21 protein-coding genes are annotated in these 24,016 nt (G+C 70.2%); 7 read left to right on the top strand and 14 right to left on the bottom strand.

Annotated features, from left to right (window positions below):
- Positions 1–63 precede the first annotated feature (63 nt).
- The 3 genes from lexA to ACIQR3_RS25575 all read left to right on the top strand — a co-directional run bounded on the left by lexA (position 64) and on the right by ACIQR3_RS25575 (position 2,650).
- Positions 64–765, top strand: coding sequence for a transcriptional repressor LexA (gene lexA, locus ACIQR3_RS25565; RefSeq protein WP_392181011.1), 702 nt, complete (start codon positions 64–66; stop codon positions 763–765).
- 74 nt (positions 766–839) lie between these two features.
- Positions 840–1,160 (top strand): hypothetical protein, encoded by a 321-nt coding sequence (locus ACIQR3_RS25570; protein WP_392181012.1) that lies wholly within the window; start codon positions 840–842, stop codon positions 1,158–1,160.
- Between the two features lie 71 nt (positions 1,161–1,231).
- Entirely contained in the window at positions 1,232–2,650 is a 1,419-nt protein-coding gene (locus ACIQR3_RS25575) for a hypothetical protein (protein ID WP_403542814.1), read from the top strand.
- A 191-nt stretch (positions 2,651–2,841) separates the two neighbouring features.
- Here the strand turns inward: ACIQR3_RS25575 and ACIQR3_RS25580 are convergent, their stop codons facing one another.
- Genes ACIQR3_RS25580 through ACIQR3_RS25590 form a run of 3 tightly spaced genes read right to left on the bottom strand, consistent with a single transcriptional unit; the run spans position 2,842 to position 7,624 of the window.
- The gene (locus ACIQR3_RS25580; protein WP_403542816.1) at positions 2,842–3,720 is read right to left on the bottom strand and encodes a M48 family metalloprotease; all 879 of its coding nucleotides are present in this window, start codon (positions 3,718–3,720) and stop codon (positions 2,842–2,844) included.
- A gap of 57 nt (positions 3,721–3,777) precedes the next feature.
- Positions 3,778–5,646, bottom strand: a complete 1,869-nt coding sequence (locus tag ACIQR3_RS25585; RefSeq protein ID WP_403542818.1) for an ATP-dependent helicase — start codon at positions 5,644–5,646, stop codon at positions 3,778–3,780.
- Positions 5,633–7,624 carry an ATP-dependent nuclease gene (locus ACIQR3_RS25590; protein WP_403542820.1) on the bottom strand — a complete coding sequence of 664 codons (1,992 nt, stop codon included), beginning with the start codon at positions 7,622–7,624 and terminating at the stop codon, positions 5,633–5,635. Before ACIQR3_RS25590 ends, ACIQR3_RS25585 begins: the two co-directional genes overlap by 14 nt.
- 192 nt (positions 7,625–7,816) lie before the next feature.
- Here ACIQR3_RS25590 and ACIQR3_RS25595 point away from each other — a divergent pair, with 192 nt between their 5' ends.
- Together ACIQR3_RS25595 and ACIQR3_RS25600 are read left to right on the top strand one after the other, a co-directional pair.
- A complete protein-coding gene (locus ACIQR3_RS25595; protein ID WP_391398413.1) occupies positions 7,817–8,080 on the top strand; it encodes a hypothetical protein in 264 nt (87 codons plus the stop codon).
- On the top strand, positions 8,077–8,442 hold the full coding sequence (locus ACIQR3_RS25600; protein ID WP_388148282.1) for a hypothetical protein: 366 nt from the start codon (positions 8,077–8,079) through the stop codon (positions 8,440–8,442). Before ACIQR3_RS25595 ends, ACIQR3_RS25600 begins: the two co-directional genes overlap by 4 nt.
- Before the next feature lie 56 nt (positions 8,443–8,498).
- Here ACIQR3_RS25600 and ACIQR3_RS25605 read toward each other — a convergent pair whose 3' ends face one another.
- From ACIQR3_RS25605 to ACIQR3_RS25625, 5 genes are read right to left on the bottom strand one after another with little or no spacing between them, the layout of a single operon-like run.
- The gene (locus ACIQR3_RS25605) at positions 8,499–9,089 is read right to left on the bottom strand and encodes a hypothetical protein (protein ID WP_403542822.1); all 591 of its coding nucleotides are present in this window, start codon (positions 9,087–9,089) and stop codon (positions 8,499–8,501) included.
- A gap of 57 nt (positions 9,090–9,146) precedes the next feature.
- The gene (locus ACIQR3_RS25610) at positions 9,147–9,356 is read right to left on the bottom strand and encodes a hypothetical protein (protein WP_403542824.1); all 210 of its coding nucleotides are present in this window, start codon (positions 9,354–9,356) and stop codon (positions 9,147–9,149) included.
- Positions 9,353–9,655, bottom strand: a complete 303-nt coding sequence (locus ACIQR3_RS25615) for a hypothetical protein (RefSeq protein WP_403542826.1) — start codon at positions 9,653–9,655, stop codon at positions 9,353–9,355. The genes ACIQR3_RS25610 and ACIQR3_RS25615 overlap by 4 nt, the downstream gene beginning before the upstream one ends.
- 49 nt (positions 9,656–9,704) lie before the next feature.
- Positions 9,705–10,889 (bottom strand): hypothetical protein, encoded by a 1,185-nt coding sequence (locus tag ACIQR3_RS25620; RefSeq protein ID WP_403542828.1) that lies wholly within the window; start codon positions 10,887–10,889, stop codon positions 9,705–9,707.
- 23 nt (positions 10,890–10,912) lie between these two features.
- Complete coding sequence (locus ACIQR3_RS25625) at positions 10,913–14,755, bottom strand: SNF2-related protein (protein ID WP_403542829.1); 3,843 nt, start codon at positions 14,753–14,755, stop codon at positions 10,913–10,915.
- A 235-nt stretch (positions 14,756–14,990) separates the two neighbouring features.
- On the opposite strand from ACIQR3_RS25625, the gene ACIQR3_RS25630 reads away from it, so the two are divergent.
- Positions 14,991–15,377: a hypothetical protein gene (locus ACIQR3_RS25630; protein ID WP_403542831.1), complete on the top strand. Its 387-nt coding sequence runs from the start codon at positions 14,991–14,993 to the stop codon at positions 15,375–15,377.
- A 74-nt stretch (positions 15,378–15,451) separates the two neighbouring features.
- The gene (locus ACIQR3_RS25635; RefSeq protein WP_403542832.1) at positions 15,452–16,090 is read left to right on the top strand and encodes a GNAT family N-acetyltransferase; all 639 of its coding nucleotides are present in this window, start codon (positions 15,452–15,454) and stop codon (positions 16,088–16,090) included.
- Between the two features lie 501 nt (positions 16,091–16,591).
- Here ACIQR3_RS25635 and ACIQR3_RS25640 read toward each other — a convergent pair.
- From ACIQR3_RS25640 to ACIQR3_RS25665, 6 genes are all read right to left on the bottom strand, one after another.
- Positions 16,592–17,083 carry a hypothetical protein gene (locus tag ACIQR3_RS25640; RefSeq protein ID WP_403542834.1) on the bottom strand — a complete coding sequence of 164 codons (492 nt, stop codon included), beginning with the start codon at positions 17,081–17,083 and terminating at the stop codon, positions 16,592–16,594.
- Entirely contained in the window at positions 17,080–19,188 is a 2,109-nt protein-coding gene (locus ACIQR3_RS25645) for a hypothetical protein (RefSeq protein WP_403542836.1), read from the bottom strand. The genes ACIQR3_RS25640 and ACIQR3_RS25645 overlap by 4 nt, the downstream gene beginning before the upstream one ends.
- A gap of 158 nt (positions 19,189–19,346) precedes the next feature.
- The gene (locus ACIQR3_RS25650; protein WP_403542838.1) at positions 19,347–21,038 is read right to left on the bottom strand and encodes a DUF4209 domain-containing protein; all 1,692 of its coding nucleotides are present in this window, start codon (positions 21,036–21,038) and stop codon (positions 19,347–19,349) included.
- An 85-nt stretch (positions 21,039–21,123) separates the two neighbouring features.
- A complete protein-coding gene (locus tag ACIQR3_RS25655; protein WP_403542840.1) occupies positions 21,124–22,158 on the bottom strand; it encodes a hypothetical protein in 1,035 nt (344 codons plus the stop codon).
- 495 nt (positions 22,159–22,653) lie between these two features.
- Positions 22,654–23,079, bottom strand: coding sequence for a hypothetical protein (locus ACIQR3_RS25660; RefSeq protein ID WP_403542841.1), 426 nt, complete (start codon positions 23,077–23,079; stop codon positions 22,654–22,656).
- A 14-nt stretch (positions 23,080–23,093) separates the two neighbouring features.
- Entirely contained in the window at positions 23,094–23,879 is a 786-nt protein-coding gene (locus ACIQR3_RS25665; protein ID WP_403542843.1) for a hypothetical protein, read from the bottom strand.
- Between the last annotated feature and the right edge of the window lie 137 nt (positions 23,880–24,016).

The following is a 24,016-nucleotide window of genomic DNA, read 5'->3' on the forward strand; positions in this document are numbered from 1 at the left end:
CTGTGCCATTTCCCGGAATCTCGGGTTACGGTTCGTACCTGTAAGAGCACGAAGGGGGACATCATGGAGGCCACAACGTCTCGGTACGTCGGGCGCCCGCCGGGCATCGTGACCCGGGAGGACGGGCTGACCGACCGGCAGCGCCGGATCGTCGACGCAATCCGGTCCAGCATCAGGGACCGCGGATACCCGCCGTCGATGCGGGAGCTGGGCCAGGCCGCCGGGCTCTCCAGCACCTCGTCCGTCGCGCATCAGATCGGCGCGCTGGTGAAGAAGGGCGTCCTGCGACAGGACCCGAAGCGTCCTCGCGCCTACGTCCCCACCACGACCGCCGGCCCCGAGGGCGACGTCGCCGTGGAAGCGGGCCCCGAAGACGCGGTGTCCGACTCCTCGGTGGTCCACACCCCCCTCGTCGGCCGCATCGCCGCCGGCGTTCCCATCACCGCCGACGAGCACGTCGAAGATGTGCTCGCGCTGCCGAGGCAACTGGTCGGCAGCGGACAGGTGTTCGCGCTCACGGTCAGCGGCGAGTCGATGATCAAGGCGCACATCATGGACGGCGACACCGTTGCCGTCAGGGTGCAGCCGGACGCCGAGAACGGCGAGATCGTCGCCGCCATGATCGACGGCGAGGCGACGGTCAAGCGACTCAAGCGGGAGGGCTCGACGGTGTGGCTCATGCCGGAGAACGACGCCTTCGAGCCCATCTGCGGCGACGCCGCGTCCATCCTCGGCAAGGTCGTGGCGGTCATGCGCAGCGTGTGAGCACGCCGGTCGGGAATTCAGCGGGCCGGAAGCGGTGACTGCTGTTGTTGATTCCTTTTGGGATAGGAAAACGCATGAGCGACGAAGCAACGCCGGACGTGACGTGGGAAGAGATCGCGCACAGCTGGCGGCTGGACGAACTCCTCGAAGGCCGCATGCGGCCCACCACGAGCGACGACGTGCTGACGCTGATGACGATCGGGGCGCTGCGCGACCGGCGGCCGCCGCTGAGTGAGGCCGCGCGGCGCAAGGCCCTCGACGTCATGATGTCGGCGGCTGACGGCCGCTCGGGGGCCGAAGAGGACCAGACGCCCCGGGATCCTGCCCGTATCGAGCAGACTCGGCAGGCCGCGCTGCGTGCCCTCGAAGAGGCCCAGCAGCAACGCGAGGAGTGACCAACCACAGGCGGCCAACGCAGGGCGCGGACAGGAGTGCCTTCGAACCGAGTGCCGTCGTTGACCAGGGCATGAGCGTGCGGAACCTCCTCGACGCGGCCTTCGGGCAGCCGGCCACCCCGGCTACGCGTGACAGCGGCCTGACCTTCACCGCCCTGACCTCGGGTGCCTGGAAGGAGTTCCTTCTCGGTCCCGGCGTTGGACCGGGCAGATCGGGATCCTGGGACGAGCAGTTGGCGGTGCTGTGGAAGCGGGTGGTCGCGGAGTGCGGAGCAGCACAGCGACTCGCGGACGAGCACGACATCAACTGGGAGCTGGCTCCTCACGAGTCCAAGGCGGTCCTCGCGCTGTGCGGGCCGGACGACGTCGTCATCGACGTCGCCGCGGCCGCACTGGCGACCCAACGGGAGCAGTGGGAGCTCGAGCGGCGCTTCGCCCGGATCCATCGCCCCCTGCCCTCGGACGTGGCCGGCCTGGTGCCCGCGGACGTCGGCGCGCTGCGGTCCGGTCTGCTGGACGAGCAGGACTTCCGCACCAGCACCTACACCGTGCAGCAGGACCGAGCCGTGCGGTGGCTGCGCGCCCTGACCGGCACCGCGGCCTACCTGGCCGCCGCGCACATGGTTCCCGCCCCGCTCGCCCTGGACGTGGTCACCACCGCCCCCTTGGACGAACCGACCCGGGAAGCGCTGCGGCTGCCGGCCCCCTGGTCGCTCATCACGCACGACCCCGTCCCCCTGCGCGCGGCCCAGGCCGATGACGACGAGCTCGCCGCGCTCGTCGAGGCCGGCGTGTGCGTGGGACCGGAGCCGGTCATCCTCGGCGGCCTGCTCGCCTCCCAGCCCGATGGCCGACTCGACACGACGTCAGGGTTCCTGCTCATCTCCTCACTCGACGCGACGGGGAAGCGGTGCCAGGTGCTGCAGCCGACCGCGTACGGCGACCACGGCGGCGGCCGCGTGCTGTACGGGTACGCCGCGCAGTTGGCATTCGCCCGGTGGACGCCGCCGCCCGTTCTCCCCGAACCCGGGCCGCGCCCCACGTCGCGCAGCACCCTGGGCAGGATCGCCACGAGCGAGGCCGGGCAGGCCGGCGGCTTCCATGGGGTCCGTGTCCTGGACTTCACCCCTCCGCCCGAGGGACCGCCCGAGCAACGCACGACGCCAGCCGGCTCGCGGGGACCGCTCGTCGTCGGCACGTGGCGGCGGGCGCACTGGAAGCCCGGAGTACGGATCGGGATTCGCGACACCGAGGGGCGGCTCGTCGGGCCGGTCTACAAGGACGGCGCCGTCGAGGGCCTCACGTTCACTCGTGAGCGCCGGTTCTTCCCCCGCGCGCGGGTCCGCCCCGACCTCCCCCTCGCGCCCACCACGCCGGTGTACCGGATCCCGGCTCTGCGAGCCGGTGACCTCCCGGTAAACGGAGAGAGAGCCGGTCGCGGCAGACGGGCGCGAGAGCGAGTTACCGCGGCGGAGGTGCGGGGCCGCTGATCACGCCGGACCCGGCGGAGTACACCCCCGGACGCAGCGCACGGGGGGACGCGGCGTCCAGGGGGACTGTCCGCCAAAATACCGCGCTGACCCCCCGCTTATCGCACATATCGGGGAATCCCATCACGCGTCGGGGCGGTGCACAGGCTCGTGGCCGGTCTGGCCGGGACGCTGTGGACGGGGAAGTCGGATCAGCTGGCGACCGGCGTGTGCAGTGGGTGCACGGCCTGCCCGTGTGCGTCCGGCAACGGGACATGTTCGGCGCACAGGATCCGCAGGCACAGTGGCGGGTGCGTGCGCAGGCCCCTCACCGTCACCCAGATCCGGGGCAATACGGCGCGGGCGCGTTCACGTTCGAGGTCCTCGCGCCACATGTCGGCAACGGCGATCCGGCCGCAGACACGGGCGGCCGCAAGGTCGCAGGCCAGTTCGCCCCACCAGAAGAACATGGTGTTCAGCGCCCAGGCGGCGGCTGCGGTCAGGGCGAGGGCGGGCAGGGACAGCAGGCCCGCGGCCAGGCCGACCACCGCGACGGCGGCGGACTCGGCGGCGATGCGCTTGCCGGTGTCGCGGCGCTGGAGGTGGGCGAGTTCGTGCTCCAGTACCGCGGGGAGGTGGTTGGTGTGCCGGGGGTGGAGCCACCGCATGCCGAGCCACACGTGGCCTCGGCGGCCGTGGCCGGTGGAGCGGGCGTCGGCCCAGCTGTCGGTCTCGCTGGAGGTGGCCAGGGTGATCTTCTTCAGTCCGCGCTCGGCGGTGGTGCGGCGTACGTGCTCGGTGGTCTGCCGCATCCTGGTGGCGATGTGGCGGTACGTGTCGCTGTCGGACGGGTCGGGCTTGCGGCCTGCGTGGACCTGCCAGGTCAACGCCTGGGCCGACGGCCCCATGGCGATCGCCGACTTCTGCCGGGCGCGGCCCTGCACCAACCACACTCCGCCGGCCGCCGCCGCCACACCGACGGCGATGCCGGCCGCCGGTCCGCGCAGCTGTGTCATGACGGCCTCGCTGATGATCGCCGTCGCCACCACCGCCTGCCCGGCGTGGCGTTGCAGCATCTCCCCCAGTGTCATGGTGATCACCGTAGTCGGAGGCCGGAGCGTCGGACTGGGCTGGGGACGGCCGCCTGGTCAGGTCTGTTCGTCGGGGAAGAGCCGCTGCGCCATCTCAATCACAAAGGCTGAGGGCCCAAAGGACATCCAGTATCCGTTCCTGGTCTCGTACCCGGGACCGACGATCATGGTTACGGTCGACTCGGCACGGGTGAGGGCGACGTAGAAGGTGCGCCTCTGCTCCGCGAGCTCCGTCTCCGTGGGTTTCCGCCACTGCCTCCCGCTCGGGACGTCACGCGGAATGAGGCCCTGGAGGAGGCCCGGCAGGATCACGGTGTCGAACTCTCGGCCCTTGGCTGCGTGGTAGGTGGCGAGCAGTACTTTCCCGATGACTTCCTCGCCGCGCGCGAGGTCCTGCAGCAGAAAGTCCTTGGACCTGCACAGGTCGGCCAGGCGGTCGAGGCTGCTCGTGTTGTCCTGGTCGGGGTGTCCTGCGGCTATCTCGTCGAGAGCCAAGCCTGCGCGCAGCTGCTCCAGCCAAGCGAGGGCAGGGGCTTCGGCTGGGTAGAGCGCCTCGGGGTCGAGGCAGAGTTGCAGAGCCCTGGGAACGAAGAGCCGCGAGGGGGACGGGGCGAGCTGGGCCTCGGTGCGCAGCGTGGTGAAGGCGCGGGCCAGGGAGGCAAGTGATGGCGCCTGGGTACGGCGCAGCATGTCGGCGCGATCGGCGCCGGATGCGGTGTGGATCTGGTAGTTGGTGACGGCGCGGCTGGCGCACCGCTGGACGAAGCGGGAGAGGCTGCCGTCGGGGAGCTTGTCGTCACCTTCGTGCCGGAAGTCCAGCTCGCGTCGGGTGAGCTCGCTGCGGACTTCGTCGAGCAGGCGACCGCGAGCGGGGTAGAGGATGGCGATCCGCTCGGGGCTGATGCCCTTGTTCTGCGCCTGCTCGACCAGGTCGCAGGTCACTCGGGCATGGTCCGCGAGCCCTCCCTCGACCTGTTCGAGGTTGACGTCGCCTGGGGGTGCGCCTTCGCGGGCGAGGCGGCCTCGGGAAAGGCCGAGGGCGGCTTCGGCGGCGGTGATGATGTCCTGGCCGCTGCGGTAGTTGACCTCGAGTTCGAGATCGCGGAAGTCCGCTCGGCTTGCCAGTTCGGTCAGGTACTTGGCGTCGGCTCCGGTGAATCCGTAGACGGACTGGTCGGTGTCCCCGACGGCGAAGACGGTGATGCCGGCCAGGTCGCGCAGGGCGAGGACAAGTTCGTGGAGGACTCCGCCGAGGTCCTGGTACTCGTCGATGACGAGGTGGGGGAAGCGGGAGCGCAGCAGGTCGCGGACATGTGCGTGTTCCCTGACGAGGTGCACGGCCCGGGTGACCATGGCCTCGAAGTCGATCTCGCCTCGGAGGATGAGCTGTTCCTCGTAGAGGCGTGCTGCCTGGACTTCCCGCGGGTCGAAGCTGTCCAGGTCCTCGTTGCAGGCCAGGGCCCGGCGGATCCGGGTGCTCTGGGGCATGCGGTGCTGGGCGAGGATCTCGCCGATGCCGGCCTGGTCGAAGCAGCGTTGCAAGAGCGCTTCGGTGGCCGCCTTGTTGAGGACCTGGCCTGCTTGAGGTGCCGACTGCCCGGTCAGGTGTGCGAAGGCGCGGAGGATCTCGTTCAGGCAGAAGGCGTGCACGGTGGAGCAGGTGATCCGCCCTTCGGCGCGTACGCCGCTGCGCAGGACGCGGCGGCGGATCTCCTCGGCCGCCGCGTTGGTGTAGGTGATGCAGGCCACGCCGCGGAAGGCCGAGATCTGTGTCTGGAGCACGTAGGCGATCCGGGCGACGAGGGTGCGCGTCTTCCCGCTTCCGGGCCCGGCCCGCAGTACGACGTTGCCGTCGTGTAGAACGGCGGCCCGCTGCCTGGGGTGCAGACTGTCGAGTTCTGCGAGCAGGGTGTCACTGACCTGCATCGCTGCCCTGTCCGTTGACCTGTAGCGCCGTGTGGCCGGTGAGCAGCGAGGTTCCGCGGGCCGCGCGGCTGATGCGTTCCATGGCCAGGAAGAGGTAGGAAGCCGTGCCCAGGCGGCGCAGGGCGTGCTCGTCCAGGGGGACAAGGTCGTCGGTGATGTTGGCTTCGGACCGGATCCGGGCGTCCAGGTCGACCTGGGCGATGTGCGCGGCGAGGCGCTGGGCGAAGCGGCCCTTGCCGAGATCGCCGATGCGCTTGAGCATCTTCTTCCGCAGCTCGGGGTCGATCGTCGTGTTCAGCTCGTTGGCGACCCCGCGGCTCACGTCGTCGATCGCGGTGGCGTTGCCGTTCAGCTCCTTGAAGGCCTGGATGATCTCCTCGCCGAACATGGAGCACAGGTCGGTCTCCAGGGTCTGGGCGCCGACGTAGACGCCGTGGTTCTGGAGTTCTGAGGCGAGGGGATCGCGGGTCGTTTGATAGTCGGCCGCGCCGGTTTCCGGCAGGCGGGCAATCTCGTCCCGGAGCGCCTTGCCGCGGGCGTCCTCGGGGTGGAGGTTGGCGCCTCTCTTGAGGCCGGCTTCCCGTCGGCCGCGCTTGTCGCGGGCGGCGTCTCCGTCGGTGATGACTACGTGGGGGGTGTCGAGGCCCTTCGGACCGAGGAGCGCCCGGTAGGGCTTGAAGTCGGTGCCGTGGACGCTGGCCACCACGGTGCCGTAGGCGTCGAGGTCGAAGCCGGCGGCTTCAGCCAGGGCGGGGAGGATGTACAGCTCGGCCAGTCCTTCGACCAGTACGACGGCGGAGGCGAAGAGGACCTCGGCGCGGCTGACGTCGAGGTAGCGCTCCAGGTCCGCGGCCTGCTCGCTGCTGACGGGGAGGGCGGACGTTGTGGCACCGGTAGTGCCGTTCTCCGTTGCGCGCAGCACGATGAAGGAGCGGACCGGGGCGACGGCGGCGATGTGCGGACTGTGGGTGGTGAGGACGAGCGACGGTCCGCTGCGCAGCAGGTACCCGAAGAGATGCCGCTGGAGGGTGACGTGGAGGTGGGCTTCGGGTTCCTCTACGGCGACGAGGGTGGCGATGAATTCCTCGTCGTCTCGCTGCTGGCTGAGGGCTTCGAGCAGCAGGCCGAGGTAGATGACGTTGGCGCTGCCCAGGCTGGTGTCCGAGATGCTCCTGCGGCGCGCCGTGTCGAAAAACAGGCGTACGGCGCGGATCAGTTCGTCCGGCTTGGAGGAGGCGAACCCCAGGGTGGGCTGGACCGCCAGGCGCGGCCCGAACATCGCTCCCAGCCGGTCCGTCAGGTGCCCCTCCAGCTTGGCGACGTTGTCGTCCTTGGTGAGCTGGTCGATTGCCGTGGCCATTGCCGAGGCGGTGGCTTCCAGGTTCACCGGGTCAAGGGGGAGTCGTTCGAGGAGGTCCCTCATAGGGCTGCGGCGCCAGTTGTGCAGGTCTGCCTCGGCGTCTCGCAGGGCCGGCAGGACGCGCAGGGCAACTTCGCGGCGGATGGCGCGCACGTCGTTGGTCTCGCGGTCGCCGGCGAAGACGATGACGTCATAGTCCTTCGCGGTCAGCGGCCGACCGGTTGGCTGCACACGGGAGCCATCGGCCGTTGCCACCTCCGTCCGCGGGGCGAAGCGGTAGGTCAGCCGGGCTACGTAGGGGTCGAAGCCGACCGCGGCGCTGGACAGAATGCTCTTGGCGTCGGCGTCGTCGTCGAAGCCTCGTAGCTCGACCACGATGGTCACCTCGGCTCCGCCAGCCAGGCCTGTGAGGTGTCCTTCCCAGATGTCTTCCTCGCGCAGCATGCGCCGTGCGTCGGAGATGGACGGGTCGAGGACCAGGCGGATCGCTTCCAGCAGGTTCGACTTGCCGACGCCGTTCTCGCCGACGATCACGGCGTGGGCGGGGAAGTCGTCGATGACGAGGTGCCGGAAGTTGCGGAAGTTGCGTATCTCGATCCGCGAAATGTGCAGGCCCATTCGTCCCCTTGGCGATCTGGTGCGATGTGGTGATTCATCATTCCAGGGCGACCTTGCGGGTGGGCGGTTTTCCCAGCGTCCGGTGGTCGACCAGGTCGCCCGATAGACGATCTTCGCTCGCGGGTGGGTAGCGAGAACCTGCGGGCCCTGGCTGCTAGCCGACGGTATCAGTGGCTAGCTATGGTGGTGGGTATGGCAAAGCAGACGAATATCCGACTGGACGACGCCGTCAAGGCGGCAGCCGAGGACCGGGCGAAGCGCCGTGGTCTGACCCTGCAGGGGTACGTGGCTGACTTGATCGAGGCCGATGTGAATCAGGCGCGTGCCGCCTTCATGGCCGGCGCCGCGACGTTCCTGGCCCAGTACGCGGACGCGTTCGAGGCGGAGGTCGGTGAAGACCGGTATCCCGGCCTTACGGAAGGGCTGGCCGAGCGCGCGCCGAGGGACGCCGCGTGAATCTCCGTGTCGATCTCGCCTGGATCTTGGCAGTAGCGCAGCAGATCCCGGGGGACCCCCAGGTCGTCGACTACGGCGTGCCAGTAGCAGCCGAAGCACGTCATCGCGCGGAGGTCCTGGACCGCGAGGTCTATCCCGAGCCCCATCACAAAGCCGCCGCGCTGCTGTGTGAACTGGCGAGGAACCCCAGCCTTGAGGTGCGCAACCTCTTGTTCGCGGCCACGGTGACGGCGGCCTACCTGTCGGCATGCGGCCTCCCGGTCAGCCCTGGACTGGACACCGTGATTCCCTTGGCCCGCGCCGCCCGGGACGGGCTCCCGGTGCGTGAGGTCGCCGCTCAGATCAAGACCTGGACGAGCTGATCACGCGTTTGGTCATGGACCGGAGTTCCTGCGATCGACGTATCACGCAAGATCGGTCACGCGCCAGGGGGCGCCACGTCAGTCTGTGGTCTGCCGACGAAGTTCGTGACCAGCGCGCGGATCCGGGAGCGGAGCTCGGACCACTCCTCGGTGGATCGGTGCTCCGTCTCCATCTGTTCAAGCACCTTTTCGAAGGACAGCAAAGCCACACGGCCGCGGCGACGGCCCAAGGCGGTCCGGGCCTCCTGCAAAGGGAGCTGCCTGACATCCGCGCCCTCGGCTCGGCGGTGCAGCGCGGTGATCCGGGTCAGCACGTTGAGGTTGCCCAGGATTCGGACGAGCTCTTGATCCGCCCATCGGCCGAGCACGGCTCGTCTGCCCTTCCAGAGCGCGAATCCGACGCCAGCGATCCACGTCGGCAGCATCACGATGCGGACGGCCGGAGTCTCGGCCTGGGGGATCGCCCCACTGGCCAGGAGAATTCCATACGGCCCCTGCGCCAGAGCGATGACCATGCACCACTGCAGCAGACCCCTCGGATACCAACGTAGGCGGCCGTCAGCGAGGGTCACCATCGCACCGACCACCGCCAGACCGACCAGGAGCAGCCAGGCGGCCTCCGCACTCACAGCTGTCATGTCACGCACATGCGGACTGTAATGCCCGGCACCGACAGCCTGGCCACGAGCGGCCGGGCAGGACGTTCAGGCTTCCGGGACGTCGTCGTGCTCGGGGCGCTCTGCATCGGGGGCGAGATGGTCCACCAGCACGAGCAGCATCTGCACGGCAAGGGCGCCGAGGAGGATGGCGACCCATCCCATGGTCCATGGCGCGCTGCGGGTGTCGCGTACGGTGGGCGTGAGCACCACCATGACGGCGATCATGCCGCACGGAAGGACCCACTGCCGCCTCATGGCCGGCTGCCCGGCACGGTGTCGTCGGGCTGGTGCCCGCCCTCGGTGTCGTTGTCCGGGTGGTGCGGATGGTTTCGCCACGGAGCGGCCATGTTCATGAGCTCCTGGAGAAGGTGCTCGGCTGTGTCGGGGTCCTGGGCGTGCACGGCCTCGGCGTAGGACTTCTCCAGATCGTGGGCGGCTGTCCAGTCGTCCTCGTACGCCTCACGGCCGTCGGGGTACTCCTCGCGGCGCCGGCCCTCGAGCCGGTCGACGATGAACTGGTAGACGCCTACACCGGTCTGCGAGTCCAAGAGCATGCGGTGGACCTTTCGGAGTGGGTGACCTGGTCGGCTGGGGGTCGGGCTATCACCTGAGTGGTCGTGCGGCGCGGGCGCGCCGCGCGGCACGGAAGGCTTCGGCGGGATCGTCGCAGGCTCCGGGGGCGGGGCGCCACTCATCCGCTCGCCAGAGCGTGAAGGGGTACCACCGACCATCGAGACCGGGCCGGATCTGGACGCCGGCGGTCGAGTCGGTGAGCGATCCGTCGGCGATGTCGATGACGCCGAGGGTGACGGTGCGGGAGGTGCGGAGGGCCTCTGCGGCCTGTTCCAGCGTGCTCGGCGGGACTGTGGCCGCGGCGAGGGTGGCATGGGCGCCGGCCGGGCCGCCGTGGCGGTAGCCGATCATCATGGCGCGCAGCGCGGCTTCGGTGAGACCGGTGGCGTCGGCGGCGGCCGGGAGCCGGTCGACACCGTGGGGGGTGGCAATGATCCGTACGGTGTCGGCAAGGTCGTCGTGGGGTTGGTCTGAGACCGCGGACAGGAGGGCGCGGGCGCGGTCGGCCGCGTCCTGGGTCATCCAGGCCAGGTCCTGCGCGCGGGGGCCGGGAACGGGCGGGTCGTCGAGGGTGGTGGTGACCGGGACGACGGGGTCGAGGTCGAGTTCGGGCGTGGGGTGCGGGGCCCGGTGAGCCGCCAGGGAGTAGAGCTGGTCGGCGCGGACGGTTCCGTCAGCGTCCGCCGGGAGGGTGCCGGGGTCGGTGTCAGCCACGAGGTCGCGTACGAGGCCGGCGAGGGCGCGGGCGGACATGCCGCGGGCGCCGAGCAGGACTGAGGCCGTGACGGCGAGCCGTTCGGTGACGGCGTGGCCGAGGGCGGCGCTGTGGTCACACACGCGGCCGGTGCGGCCGGTGGGGCAGGAGCAGGAGAAGGCGATCTCTTCGGCCCCGGGCACGATGGCGATGCCACGGGCGTGGCCCGGGTCGGCGATGGCGGCGGGAACCCGGTTGGCGAGAAGGTCGGCGACAGCTTGGGTGTTGCCGGCGAGACGGCCGGCGAGGGTGTCCCACTGCGTTTCAGTCAGTTCGGGCAGGAGCAGGGCGGCTTGGTGGGTGGCCTTCTTCGCGGTGACGGCAGCCGTCAGGCGGCCGGGTTGCGCATGGATCTGGGCGATGGCGCCGTTGCGGTGGAGGTTGAGGCCCTTGCCGTAGGAGACGGATCCGTTGGTCGCCAGGTGGAAGGCCTGCTTCCAGGCGGCGACGAGGGGGGCCATGTTGCGGATGTTGCCGGAGCCGGTCATCGAACCCTCGCAAGGGCGACGAGCGCGTTGAGTTCGGTGTCGTCGAGATCGGCGAGGGCGCTCTCGCCGGAGGTGAGGACCGCCTCGGTCAGGGCCCGTTTGCGGGCGAGGAGTTCGTTGATGTGGTCTTCCACGGTGCCTTCGGTGATCAGGTGGTGGACCTGCACGGTGCGGTGCTGGCCGATGCGGTGGGCGCGGTCGGTCGCCTGGTCCTCGACGGCGGGGTTCCAGGGCCGGTCGTAGTGGACGACGTGCTCGGCCCGGGTGAGGGTGAGTCCGGTGCCGGCCGCCTTGACCGACAGGATGAACACCGGGGCGGGGTCGGGGTCGTTCTGGAAGGCGTCGACGAGGTCCTGGCGGCGGGACTGGGGTGTCCCGCCGTGAAGGAAACGGACGGAGCGGCCGCGGGCACGGAGGTGCTGCTCAAGGATGCGGCCCATCTGCACGTAACCCGTGAAGATGAGAGACGCTTCGCCGCGCTCGGCCAGGGTGGGCATGAGGTCGTCCAGGGCTGCCAGCTTGCCCGAGCGGCGGGCGAGGTCCGCCGGGTCGATGTCCTCCAGCGGCTCCTTGAGGTAGAGGCTTGGGGTGTTGCAGATCTGGCGCAACGCCTGGAGCAGTTTGAGGACCAGGCCGCGGCGATGGATCCCGGTGCTGGTGGCGATCTCGTCCATGGTGTCGCGGACAGTCGCCTCGTACATGCCGGTCTGCTCGTCGGTGAGGGCGACGATGCGGTGGTGGTGGACTTTGCCCGGCAGTTCGGGCGCGATGCCGGGATCCGACTTGCGTCGGCGCAGCATGAACGGGCTGATGAGTCGAGCGAGTTGGGCTGCGGCGGGTGAGGTGGAGTCCTTCTCGACGGCGCCGTAGCGGGTGCGGAATGCCTTGCGGGTGCCGAAGAGGGAGGGGTTGGTCCAGTCGAGGATGGCCCACAGCTCGGTGATGTTGTTCTCCACCGGGGTGCCGGTGACCGCGATCCGGCTGCGGGCCGGCAGGGCGCGCAGCGCTTTGGCCGTGGCGGAGGTGGGGTTCTTGATGTGCTGGGCCTCATCCGCGACGACCAGGCCCCACTCGGCGGTGGCGAGGGCGGCGGTGTCGCGGCGCGCGGTGCCGTAGGTGGTGATGACGACCGTGTTGGGTTCGAGGGCGTCCGGGTCGAGGGTCCGGCCGGCGCCGTGGTAGCGCACCACCGTGGTGGAGGGCGCGAAGCGGGCGATCTCGCGTTCCCAGTTCGTGATGAGGGAGGCCGGGCAGACCACCAGCGTCGGGCCGGTGGTGGTCTCGGCGCGGTTCAGGTGCAGGGCGATGGTCGTCAGGGTCTTGCCGAGCCCCATGTCGTCGGCGAGCAAGCAGCCGAAGCCCAGGTCGACCATGTTCGCCAGCCAGCCCAGGGCGCGTTGCTGGTAGTGGCGCAGCGTCGCCTTCAGAGCGATCGGTGGCGGGGTGGGCCGGGAGTCGTCAGGGGCTTGGCGCAGCGCGTCGATGAGGGTGGCCAGCGCGCCGGCGGGTCGGGCTTCGAGCGCTTCGCCGTCGAGGGTGAGGGTGCCGGACAGGGCGGCGGTCAGCGCGTCGAGGGATGGCAGGGGCGCGAGGTTGCGGGCTCGGGCTCGACCGGCGGTGACGTCGTCGACGAGGAGCCAGCGTCCGCGCAGCCGGATCAGCGGCCAGGCGGCGTCGGCGAGCGCGGTCATCTCCTGTTCGGTCAACGGTTCGCCGTCGAGGTTGATGTGCCAGCGGCAGTCCACCAGCCGGTTCAGGGCCAGGTAGCCGCTGCCCGTCGTGCCCTCGTTCTCGTCGTAGGGGTCGTGGGTGCCGAGAACGGCGGTGGCGGTGAGGGCCCCGAGGAGGGTGGGGGGCCACTGCACGGTGATGCCGGCCTCTCCGAGCGGGGCGGTGGCGTGGTCGTGGAGATGGGCCAGGTCCTCGGCGGTCAGGGAGAGGCGGTGGGGGCGTTCCTGGGCGGCGAGTTGGGCCAGGGGCGGGAAGTGGCGGGCGGCGCGGCGCAGCGTGCGGCGCACGCCGGGCAGTACCGCGGGGGTGAGGTCGGCGTGGGTGCGCTGTCCGTCCCAGACGGTGATCGCCGCGACGGTCTCGTCCTGGCCACCGGCGGCCAGGTGGAGGACGGCGAGAGCGGTTGGGACCGGACCGTTTGCCTCGGGGTCCTTGATGCGCAGTACCAGGCGCGGAGAGGGGTGGGGGTCGACGCCGTCCTCGATCGCGTCCGCCCACCTCCACAATTCCGGCGTCGGATCGGCGTCCTGGCCGGCTGGCCCGGTGTGCGGGCCGGAGCCCAGCAGCGTGGCGGCGGCGGGGGTGCGCAGGAGGGTATCGGCGACCGCGTCGAGCAGGGGCCACGCCGCGTGCTCGGGGGACGGAACGCGGATGGGGTTGGTGCCGGCGAGGAGGCAGTGCCCTTCGGGGGCCATCAGGGCGGCGGCCGCGGTGACGGCGGTGCGCAGCGGTTCGGTGATCGGCCCGATGCGCCAGCAGCCCTGGCCGTCGGCGGTCAGGGCGGGGTAGACGCGTTGCTGCGCCACGCACGCCACGGCCAGTCGGAGGCAGGGGCGCCAGCCGGTGACGGAGGCGTGTTCGCCTTCCCGGGGAGTGAGCAGAGCCGTCAGGGCGAGACCGACCGGGACAGCGACGCCGGTCACGGTGGCGCGGCGGGGCATGATGCCGCCGGTCCCGGCGAGGACGAGGTCGCGGGTGACCGGCTGGAGCGGCGCCGGCATGCTGTCGAGCAGCTGCAGGTGTGTGCCGTCGGGCTGGAACAGCATCCATGAGGCCCGGGCGGGGTGGCGGGAAGGCAGCAGGGTCAGGGCGGCGCCGCCCGCGAGGGCCTGCTCGATCGCGCGATGCGCGGCGAACAGGTCACCTGGACCCGCGGTCAGGGCGGGTGGTGTCTCCTGGTTGAGGGCGGGCGGCGCGGGTGCTGCGGGCGGCAGGGGTGTGGCCGTCGGCTCGGGTGCCGGCTGCGGCTGGGGTTCGTCGGCGCCGAGGGCCTTCTCCAGGGCTTTGAGGAGGCGGTCGGCAGCTTCGGCACGGGCCTGCCGTTTGCTGGATCCGGTGCCTTCGCCGATGAGCTGCTGGCCGCGGTGTACGGCGGTGACCGTGGCCGCGAAGCCGGTAGGAGACGGGGTCGGGGGCCGGTAGTCGGGCCGGGTGATGTGGCCCGCCTGGTGAAACTCGTTGAGGACCGAGACGGCGTTGGAGTCCCCGGCCGGAGCGGCTCGGAGCGGGACGGCGGGTGTATCCCAGCTCCAGTTCTGCACCGCACGATCGGCCAGTGGGTCAGGCAGGCCGGCGAGTGCAGCGATGAGGGCGGCCATAGCCTGTTGCCTGGCTGCCTTGCGGGTGCGGGCCTGCTGAACGCTGCCGGTGACGTCGCGGCCGGTGGGAGCGAAGGTGGCCTGCGCCACGAAGAACGGCAGGCCGTCGTCCCCCTGCCCCTCGCGGACGGTCGCGGCGGGCGTTCTCAGCATCTGGGCGTGCATGGAGATGATGCTCGGCGCCAGGGCCGGGCTGGCAGCGACGGCGAGGATGGCGGCTTGCCGGACGGGCGCCCAGTCCTGTGCTTCGGCCGTATCGAGGAGCACCGTCCGCAGGGCGGCGACGTCGAGGTGCCCCCGGGCGATGCGGTGCACGGCTTCGGCGGCGATCGCCGCCGCGGGAGCGCGTTGGGCGACAGCGCGTTGCAGCGTGCTGCGGAAGGTCTCCGCGTTCATCAGGGACAAGGTCGGGCCCTCGGCGGTCTCGGCGCGGGAGGCCGGGATCTCGGGGTGCGGGTTTCGAGTGGCCAGCGCTGCAGGGCTGATGGGCTGCAGACGGTCGATGGACAAAGACACTCCCCCAGTAACCGGACGCCGTCGAGACCGCCTCCATTGTGACCTGCGCAGGCGTCGGGTCCGCGCCGTACACACGAGGACCCCACTCAAGCGTGTTGCTTATTTTGATTTCAGTATGTAGTTTGGTCATGTCGCCGGATACCGGCTCCCCCTCACTTCACCCGCGTCACGCCGGGATTCCCATCTGTGCGCCGACAGTTACACGGCGCCCGCTCTTGCGAGGATCGTCATGCACCTGGAACCCATGGTCTTCCGCTTCACCGCCAGCGGCCCCAGCGCCGAGAGCGCCTTCGCGAACCATGCCGCCGAGGACCGGAAACTTCCGGTCGACCCGTTCTCGCGACGCGCGGACCTGACGAAGGTTGACCGCGTCACCGTCGTGCGCAACCGCTCCGCACTGGGCCCCGTCATGGCGGGCTACTTCAACGCCTCCCTTCCATCGCCCGTCCCGTACGGCGCCCCCCTCGACGAGGACGACGCCGACTGGCTGGCCGACCGCCTGATCGAGGACGACGCCCCGTGCGTCCGTTCCGGCAGCGCCGGAGCGCTGCTGCTCGAAACGGACGGGCCGGAGCCGAGCTGGCTCTTCTTCGGCTGGAGCACCCCCCTCGGCTGACCCCCTTCTGCCCGCATCCCATCCCCTCCAGCCGTGCCACGCCCAGTGCGGCTGTCAGCACCAAGGACTCGACCATGCCCACCCTCATGGCCCTCACCGGCACCGACATCCGCATCCGTACCGCCACTCAAGAGGACGGCGACACCCTCGTCGAGCTGATTGCGCTCGTCGACCTCCAGTTGCGGGCCGAGGATCTGCCCGGTGCCCTGGACCCCATGCGGCACGCCCTCACCGACAGCGACGACGGCCCGCTCTCGCACCGCAGGAACCACTTCCTGATCGCCGAGAACAGCGAGGGCGTTCCCGTCGGAGCCATCACGTGCGGCCCCGCCAAATGGATGTCCGACCCGAACCGCTCGCCCAAGATCATGCGGCGCAGGATCATCGAGCGCATCTCCACCGTCCACGGTCTCGCCGTGGTCCCCGCCTACCGAAATCAGGGAATCGCCCGCGCACTCCTTCAGCACGCCGAGCAGACGTTCCGGGACGCCGAATACACAGCCCTGACGCTGCGCCACGACCGAAGCCTCACGACGTTCTACGGGCAGCTCGGCTACACCAGCCACAACCGCCTGTCGCTGAAGCTGCCCACGGGAGAACTTCTCAGCCTCGTGGAGCGGGGGTGGAAGCATGCCTTCAAGGTCCTCGCCCCTACCGCCTCGGTCACTACGGTCCAGGGGATGCCCACCATCACCGGCGCACTGTCCGACTGACGTCCCGCCAGCCTCGGCCCAGTACACATGCGGACCGGCGCGGCTCGTTCTCAGCCCCTGTCCCACCCAGTTCGGTTACTGCGGTTCGTCGTCCCCGCCTTCCAGAACTGGAGGCTCCTGCCAAGTCAGGGTCTCCAAGGGCGACTGCAGGCGCCGGGCTGGGCCGGGCAGGGGCCTCATCACGGCGGAGGCTTCGTCGCTGAAGTAGACGACGGGCTTGCCGGGGACGCCTACGGGTCCGGGTCCTGCTGTGCGTGCAATCTCGGTGGTCATCTGGTCCCCCTGGTTCGTCACGGGCCATGCCCGGTTGAAGGCCGGCGCACAGGCCGGCTGCGAAAGCGTATCCAGTTTCCGAACGGCGGCCCGAGGAGAATCCCCCAGGGGCGTATCCCCCCAGGTCGTGTCTGCCCCAATCCGTAGCAACTCGCCGCTCCTCGCACGGCGCGCGTACGCATGTCCGCCTCTGCGAACGCGTCGACCACCCCATGCGGGTCCGAGCCGTCACCGCTCGTCCGTCGCCTCACGAGCACCCTTCGGACACCACCGGACCGTTCGTAGCAGCCGATCCAGCTCGTGCCCCCTGCCTGGGCCGCCCGGCCGGCGCCTCTCCGGAGGCCGACTCGGCGACCTGACCACGTGGGCCATCTCATCCATGACCGCCATGGTCGGCTTGGGCTGCACCAGCACGACGTTCACAGCCGGTCCTCGTTCCCGGACCGCGCGCGCCAGCTGGTGGACCTCGCTGTGACCCGGATGGCGGATCCGGAGCTCGTCCTCGTCGATGAGCACGGTGACACGGCTGTCTGCGGTGTCCGCGAATGGTCCGAACTGCTGCTGGGCGGCCTCCGAGCCGAGTTCACGGCATTGGACGGTGTGCAGGGCGCGCCTCAGCACGGTCGCGATCTGGCCGGCGTCGGCGTCGACCGGCAAAGGAGGCTTCCCCGTCCCGGTAGGTCCGAGAAAGGTTGCCGGGTCTGGCATTTGATCGCTCATCGTGCGTTTCTCCTTTTCCCGTGGGTCGGTGGGGTCCAGGCTTGGTCGAGGTGCTGTTCGTACCAGGCAGTCAGCTGGGTGGGGTCCTGCGGGAGAGACCTGACCAGGCGGAGGAGCCGTTCGCCGACGGGCCTGATCTCGGTAACGGCCAGGGCGGACAGATCGGTGGTGCGCAGGGCGGCGAAGCCGGCGAGGTGACGCTCTTCGAAGGTGCGCTCGCCGGGGAGGCTGTCGGCGGCAGCGAGGTAGCGGGTGACGAACGGGTCGAGCGCGGCGCGGTGGGCAGCGAGGTGACGGAGGTAGACGGGGTTGTCGACCGAGGTGGTGTTGGCGGCTTCGTCGTGGCGGGGTGAGGGCAGTGCGAACCAGTCGCTGACGAGCGCAGTGAGGGTGGCCGGGCAGTCGGGCCTGTCGGAGCGGGTATCTCCTCGCCAGTGCCCGTCGGCTGCTCCCTGGGTTGCGCCCACGCGGTCGTGGAGGCGGCCGAGGACGCTGGCGAGGGTGAAGAACCCCAGAACGTAGTCGGCCCCGGCGATGACGGACCGGATGGTCGGCTCGGCCGACACCGCGGCGGGCAGCAGGAGGCGCTGCTTGCGGTGTTCGCGCTGGAAGGGCAGGCAGACCGCAGCTTCGATCGCGGCGTGTTCGGCCAGCAGGACGGCGGCGGCCTGCGAGGGCGCGGCCTCGCGCTCCCACTCCACTGTGTCGTCCTCGTGGACGAGGTCGCTCAGCCCCAGTGCGTCCAGGCTGACGCGGTAGACGCCGGTAGTGGTCGCGGTCAGAGTCAGGACTCCGTCGCGGTCGGGCAGTGGCTGCGTGTGCTGAAGCGTGCCGTCGGCGCTGTCGCGGGTCCAGTCCGGATTGGCGGGGCGGGTCGCGGCGGCAAGCGCCCAGTCAAGCAGGTGGATGAGTTCTTCCTGGCCGGCGCTGATGAAGTCGGATCGGGAGGTGTCCGAGGGTCGGCTGCAGAAGTGCCGGCCGAGGCGCTGAAGGGCTTCCTCGGGGAGGTCTGCGACGATCTCGGCGCCAGGCGGAAGGCAGGGGTCGCTTCCGTGGACCGTGCCTTCGGGGTACGTGCGGCAGCTGCCCGCCCAGCCGCCAGCGGCGTACACGCCGGCGTGGGCAGGGTCGGCGAGGACGCGGGTAGCGACGTCGAGAACGTGCTCGGCGGCCTGGACCACGACAGGGGCCGCGTTGAGGCCAGCGATGTGGCAGAGGGCGCGGGCGGCGGGGTGCTCAGCAGTGCCGGAGGGCGCGCGGGCGGGTTCGATCTCGGTGAGGAGGTCGAGGACAGCTGTGCGCGGGTCCGCAGGACCCGGGGCGGGAATCGGTCCGGCGGGCCACAGGGCCAGGGGGACGGACCGGGAGGTCCACAGCGGCAGGACGGTGGGGGTGGCCTCGCATGCCTCGAACAGGTGGAGGTTGCCGTGGTGGCGGGTGGTGAACAGGTGGACGTGACCGCTGATTCGGGTGAGGGCGTCGAGGAGCCGGATCCGGCGCAGGGTGGCGCACAGGTGATCGGCGATGCCCGCGAGTTCGGCGTCCTGGGTGGCTGCGTACTCGGGTTCACGGAGGAGCTGAGGGATCCAGTACGGCATCAGGCTGCTCTGGTCGGCGGACCGCCGGCCTAGCGCGGCACGCCAGTCGGTCTCGCTGATGTCGGCGAGGACCATCCTCATCCCGGGCAGTGTCAGGACGATCCCGTCTCGGCGGCCGGCCCAACGCAGGCCAGCGACGCCTGTTCCCCCCTCCCGGTAGGCGAGGGCGTCGATCCACCGGTCCAGCTGGGCGGACGCAATCCGCACCACCAGTTCGTCGAGGCGGGGCGTGAGGCTGCGGATGCCGAAAGGGCCGCCGGTGAGGGTGGTGCGGTGACGACCGTAGGCGGCGATCAGCGCGTGAAAGATCCGTGCCTCTCCGCGTACCTGTTCGGGCGCGGGTGTCGAGATGAGGTGCTCGAAGTCCGTGAGCTCGGCTCGGGCCATCTCTTCGGATTCGCCCGTGGCCATCTGGCGCAGGGCGACCGGGGAGACGGCCGTCTCGGTCGTGCGAAGGCTCTGCTGCTGCCGGGGCGTGTACGGGGTGAGAGTGTGGGTGAGGGTCACGTGCTACTCCCGCTGTGAGATCCGCTGTCACCTGCTACAGGTGTGCGGACGGCGCGCGGTGTGACAGTCAGCGCGGACGAATTTCCAAGAGCGCTCGGACGCTGGGCAAAGCCGCCGTCCTCCCACTGCCTCTGTTGAGCGCCGTGTGGCGGGACATCTCAGGGAGCGGGCGGGGCGGGGATGCGATGTCCGTGAGCGTGGCTGAGCAGGTACAGCGCGGCCTGGAGGATGAGCGCGACGCGGTGCTTGGGCAGCGTGTCGATCAGACCGTGGCAGACCTTGTTGCGCAGGTTCATGCCTCGGTCAGGGTCGACGAGAAGGAGCTCCAGGGCGCGGCTCCAGTCCCGGGGATACCCGGCGGCCGGCATGCTGCGGAGGAGTCCGCCCATCTGGTCGACGGCCCCGGGGGTCTGCCCCTTGGCCACAGACACGATCGGGACTCGGGAACGCAGGAGCTGTCTGAGGATCTGCTCAACCTGGGGAAGAGCGATGCATGCTGCCGCGTCGAGTTCTCCCAGCCAGAAGTACCGGAAGGCGTAGGACAGGGTCCGAGCGCGGGCCTCCGGCAAGACGGTGTCGTGGACCAGGGCGGTGACCAGCTCGGCCTCGTCCGGTGCGAAGCGCTCGTGGATACGGTCGAGCTGCTCGACGGTGAGGTATCCGAGGATGTCGATCGCGCGGACCTGCAGTTCGACGACGTGGTCGTCGTCGGCGTCGACGGGCGGGGCGACCTGGACGGGTCCGGCTGTGTTGATGCGTGTGCGCGGGATCCGCCACAGACCCTCCCGGGCGCGCGCGTCGGCGGCTTGCTCTCGCATCGCCGGATGAACGTCTACCGCAGTTCGCCACAGCGCGTCCTGCAAGTCTGCTGCGGCGTCGATATGCGCTCGCGCCCAGTTGAACAGCCCTTGCGGAAACATGATGGGGCCACCGATGCGGGTCCATCCCAGGGAGTCCGGGTCGGTCTGTTGCAAAGCCATCTCGGCACGCATCCTCAGCTCGGAAAGACCTCGGTCCCGGGCTTCGGTCGCGGCCTGGGTCAGCAGGTTGTGGCGACGGAACCCGGTCTCCGCGTCGGCTGCGGCAAGGAGGGCGCTGACGATCGCGGTGCCGATTTCGGTTCGGCGGGACTCGGGCGCCTCCTTCTGCAGCAGCTTGAGGAAGTCGACATGGGTGTACACATCGCTGGCATAGCGATGTGCGGCACGTTCCGCGAGGTCCGTGACGTCGTAGCGCTGAACGCGCAGTCCCTCCAGAAGACCGGCCATGATGCGCGGCTCGTCCTCGGGGGCGGCCAAGACGTGCTCGGCCAAGGCGACCGTGTCGTCGGTGACGCGCTTGCACAGGTCGGTCTGGTTGAAAGTCCGGGCGAGGTCTCCGGCCCGGCGTAGGCAGGTGGTCGCGCCGCGCAGGCCGCGGAAGCGTTCGGCTGCGCCGAGCAGAAGCGGTGCCGCGTCCAGGTATCCGGCGACCGCGCCCCGGATGCGCTCGGGCCTGCTGCCGTGACCAGCGGCCAGCAGAAGGTGATGAAGGTGGCCCCGAACGAAGGGGTGGCTGACGGCTTCGGCGTACGCGCTCCAGATCTCCAACTGGACGGCAGTGGCATCGGACAGGCTCGCCAATCGCCCCGTGAGCGGACCACCAGGGACCTTTGCGGCGAAGTCCTGCCTCTTGCCGGTCCCGGAGGGGCTGAAGCGTAGCGCAGTGACCAGTGCATCACGCTGCTGCGAGGAGGCCGTGTTCGTGCCGGTATCCGCGACCGCGAGCACCGCGGCGATGGCCTCATGGGAAGCGGCGTCCTTTGCCGCGTGCATGAGCACGTCGAGAACACGCGGTTCGACTTGCGGCATGGGAACCTCACTTCCTTCGCCGCCAGTATCGGCACGGCTCGGTACTGGGCCCACCGCTTTTCTCTGGTTCGGTTCTGCTGGAGCGTCAGCGCTCACGCCGTCGGCGCAGGATGCGGAGGGCGTCTGTCCACCGGTGTTGCCGGCGCGCCGGGGGTACGGAGGGCAGATGCTGCGGGGGCGGGGGGATCGGAGGCGGGGCAACAGGTCGCGGCGGGAAGGCTGGCGTGAGATTCGCGGACGGCTCGGACGTCGCGATCACGTTCTCAGGCGGGGGCGTCTCGGCGTCCTGCTGGCTGGTCGGCTGCGGGCGCTCGGGGGCGGGAGCCGGTTCAGTTTCTGCGGCGGGAGCTTCGGCCGCCGGGGTGGGCGCGACGGGCGGCGGAGCGTGCCGCTCGGCGTACACCTCACGGGCTCGTCGCTCGCGCCAGCGGTAGCGGCCCTCCTGGGCGGCGTACAGCTCATTCATGATCTTGTGCGCGTCGGCGGGGTGGAAGGCCGCCCGGGTGCGGGTCAGGGAGGACAGGGCGATCGGGACCAGTCCCCAGCAGTCCGCGGTCGGAGCCGGACGGGGTTTGCTGAGCCGCCAGTCGTCCCGAGGGTCCTTGTTGCGCGGCCACTTCGGCCAGGCAGTCCAGTCCTGCTCAGGGCGGGCGGGGTGCCGGAAGGCGTGGTAGCCGTAGGGCACCAGCACGAGTTTCCCGTCGAGCCAGTACACGTGCCCGCCGGCGTCGAGGATGGCCAGCTGCTGCTCGGTGGGGGCGACGCGCTGGTGCTCGACGTCGCGTCCGCTCAGGCGGACCGTGTGGCTGAGAAGCTGGCCGAACTGGCCGGGATCGCGGCGCAGGAACCAGACGTGTGCGGCGCCGACGTGGTGCTCGCGTACCGCGAGGATGCGCCGGCGTACGGCCGGCGGGTTGGGAAGGGTGCCGGGCCGTTCAATGACCACGGTGGTGTCGCCGCACTGCGCGATGACGGCTGGCGGCAGCCCGATCGGCTGGTGCGGGTCGTCTCCGGGGGAGGCGAGGGTGCAGCCGGTGACCCCGGGCAGGGCGCGGATCTGGTGGCTCAGCTGGATGACGACCTGGTCGTCCGCGTCAATCTGTGCCTCTCGCTCGGGCATGCGGCACGGGCCTCCCCCCTGGTGGGCGAAGTGTGGCGTGACCTTCGCTTCGGGCCGGGCTCCCCTGAGCATCACGGGATCCGTGCAGGCCCTGCACAGGTACCGGCCGCCCGCCAGACCGATCGGCAGGCCCTCGACTCCCTGGTCTACATGGATCGGTCGCTTTGTCTCGGTATCCCATGCGCTTGCACCCATACGGCGATCATGACCGGCGGCGGGGCTGTCCGGCCAGACCCTCTCCCGCCAGACGGGCACCCCATGCCGCCAAGGCCAGCACGGCGGGGCACGACTTGTTCCCGAAGGCCGCCCGGCGGGAGACCACCCCCGTCGGCAAGGGTGACCCTGGGACACGGCGGGACGTCCGTGCTGCCCGGTGCCGATCCGGCGGGTGGCATGCCCTGGCGTCCCTGGTGCGGGAAAGACGTACCAGCCACGGCCCGCGCACCGCTCCCGCCCGCCGAGCCGGTTCAAATGGCCGTTGAGTGGGCTGAATTGTCATGCGCGGATGGGCGCGATGTAGCGCCGGACAGCGACCATGAGGCCGAATGCCAAGGTGAGGCCGACGAGGTGGAAGCCGCCGAGGACGGACTTGGCGGTAGCGCCGGTGAGATCGTAGTCGTGGGTGACGTTGCGGCCGGTAACGTAACAAGCGCCCCAGATGATCAGCATGACCGCCGCCAGGATGACGAGGCGCGCGCCGACGGGGAGCCACTCCGGCCCCTTGGACGCGCTGACCTTGGTGCTGACGTGGGCGACATGTGTGGACAGAGCCTGTTCACGGGTTCCTGCCGGCTGGCGGGGCATCCTGCCACAGGAGCACGTGACTCGGAAGCGGGCCGTACCGGCAGCAGTGGAGGCGTCCTCGTCGATGACGATCTCCGCCAGGTGATGGCCGTCGTCGATGGCGAATCGGTCGAGCATGCTGCTCTCCATTGTCAGTTCCGGGCGGCCAGGCTAAGGGTTTCGGCGGCGAGGCGTTGGCGGCGGGCGTGCTGGGTGTGCAGTGCTTCGTGCAGCTGGGCGGCCTCTGCTTCGGCGTCGATGTCTGGCTTGTCCGCCGGAGGGTGGCCGGCGGGGAGGATGAACTGCTCGTAGGCATCGACCAACCTGTCGGCGTCCTCTCCGCGACGGAGGGACGCCAGGCGCATCAAGGTTTCGGCGGCAACCTTCCATGCGTCGATGGCCCGGTGGGCGTCGTCCTCGGCCCGGACATATGCCTGGTGGCCGTGCAGCCAGCTGCCCTTGCTGTTCGGGTCGGCCAGCGCCTCCCACCGGACGTCGACCAGGTGCAGAGCGCGGTCGCGCTCGGTACGGGCGTCTTCCTCTTCGGCGAGGCTGGCCCGCAGGTCGTTGTACTGTCCCAGCGCCATACTCAGTGCCAGCATCCTGCCGAACTCCTGCGAGTCGGGCGCCGTCGCCCGGCCCTCGTGCTTGGCCACGACAGCGTCGTGGAGCGGACCTCCCGGCTGGTCGTCATCGACGCCGTTGAAGCCCTCGACGGTCACAGCGGTCATGTTCTTCCCCTTCGGGCGGTCGCGGGGATCGATGCCCCGGGACTTGAGGTCGTCGTAGATGGTCTGGCGGCTCTTGGCGCGGGCGGCCTCGGCGATGGCCACCACCGTGGCGCCCGCCCTCCACGCTGCTGCGACCAGGTCCGCGCGGCGGCCTGGAACGGACCACTCGCGCAGTGCTGACAGCGCGTTCTCTCGTTCCGTACTCACCCCCCAATCATGTGTCTAAAGAATAGACATGTCTAGTTATTGGACATGCAGCGTTAGCCGGAAGAGGTGGCCAAGGCTCGATCGGCAGCTCCCACGTGGCGTGAGTCGGGACTGTTCGCCGGTCAGGCTGCCGAGGC

The sequence above is a fragment of the Streptomyces sp. NPDC090994 genome (genome assembly GCF_044768905.1).
In the GTDB taxonomy this organism is placed as follows: Bacteria; Actinomycetota; Actinomycetes; order Streptomycetales; family Streptomycetaceae; genus Streptomyces.

Bases quoted from the DNA above. Each gene is read 5' to 3' on its own strand.
- lexA (WP_392181011.1), top strand. From the start codon at position 64: ATGGAGGCCACAACGTCTCGGTACGTCGGGCGCCCGCCGGGCATCGTG.
- ACIQR3_RS25570 (WP_392181012.1), top strand. From the start codon at position 840: ATGAGCGACGAAGCAACGCCGGACGTGACGTGGGAAGAGATCGCGCAC.
- ACIQR3_RS25575 (WP_403542814.1), top strand. From the start codon at position 1,232: ATGAGCGTGCGGAACCTCCTCGACGCGGCCTTCGGGCAGCCGGCCACC.
- ACIQR3_RS25580 (WP_403542816.1), bottom strand. From the start codon at position 3,720: ATGACACTGGGGGAGATGCTGCAACGCCACGCCGGGCAGGCGGTGGTG.
- ACIQR3_RS25585 (WP_403542818.1), bottom strand. From the start codon at position 5,646: ATGCAGGTCAGTGACACCCTGCTCGCAGAACTCGACAGTCTGCACCCC.
- ACIQR3_RS25590 (WP_403542820.1), bottom strand. From the start codon at position 7,624: ATGGGCCTGCACATTTCGCGGATCGAGATACGCAACTTCCGCAACTTC.
- ACIQR3_RS25595 (WP_391398413.1), top strand. From the start codon at position 7,817: ATGGCAAAGCAGACGAATATCCGACTGGACGACGCCGTCAAGGCGGCA.
- ACIQR3_RS25610 (WP_403542824.1), bottom strand. From the start codon at position 9,356: ATGAGGCGGCAGTGGGTCCTTCCGTGCGGCATGATCGCCGTCATGGTG.
- ACIQR3_RS25615 (WP_403542826.1), bottom strand. From the start codon at position 9,655: ATGCTCTTGGACTCGCAGACCGGTGTAGGCGTCTACCAGTTCATCGTC.
- ACIQR3_RS25620 (WP_403542828.1), bottom strand. From the start codon at position 10,889: ATGGCCCCCCTCGTCGCCGCCTGGAAGCAGGCCTTCCACCTGGCGACC.
- ACIQR3_RS25630 (WP_403542831.1), top strand. From the start codon at position 14,991: ATGCACCTGGAACCCATGGTCTTCCGCTTCACCGCCAGCGGCCCCAGC.
- ACIQR3_RS25635 (WP_403542832.1), top strand. From the start codon at position 15,452: ATGCCCACCCTCATGGCCCTCACCGGCACCGACATCCGCATCCGTACC.
- ACIQR3_RS25640 (WP_403542834.1), bottom strand. From the start codon at position 17,083: ATGAGCGATCAAATGCCAGACCCGGCAACCTTTCTCGGACCTACCGGG.
- ACIQR3_RS25650 (WP_403542838.1), bottom strand. From the start codon at position 21,038: ATGCCGCAAGTCGAACCGCGTGTTCTCGACGTGCTCATGCACGCGGCA.
- ACIQR3_RS25655 (WP_403542840.1), bottom strand. From the start codon at position 22,158: ATGCCCGAGCGAGAGGCACAGATTGACGCGGACGACCAGGTCGTCATC.
- ACIQR3_RS25660 (WP_403542841.1), bottom strand. From the start codon at position 23,079: ATGCTCGACCGATTCGCCATCGACGACGGCCATCACCTGGCGGAGATC.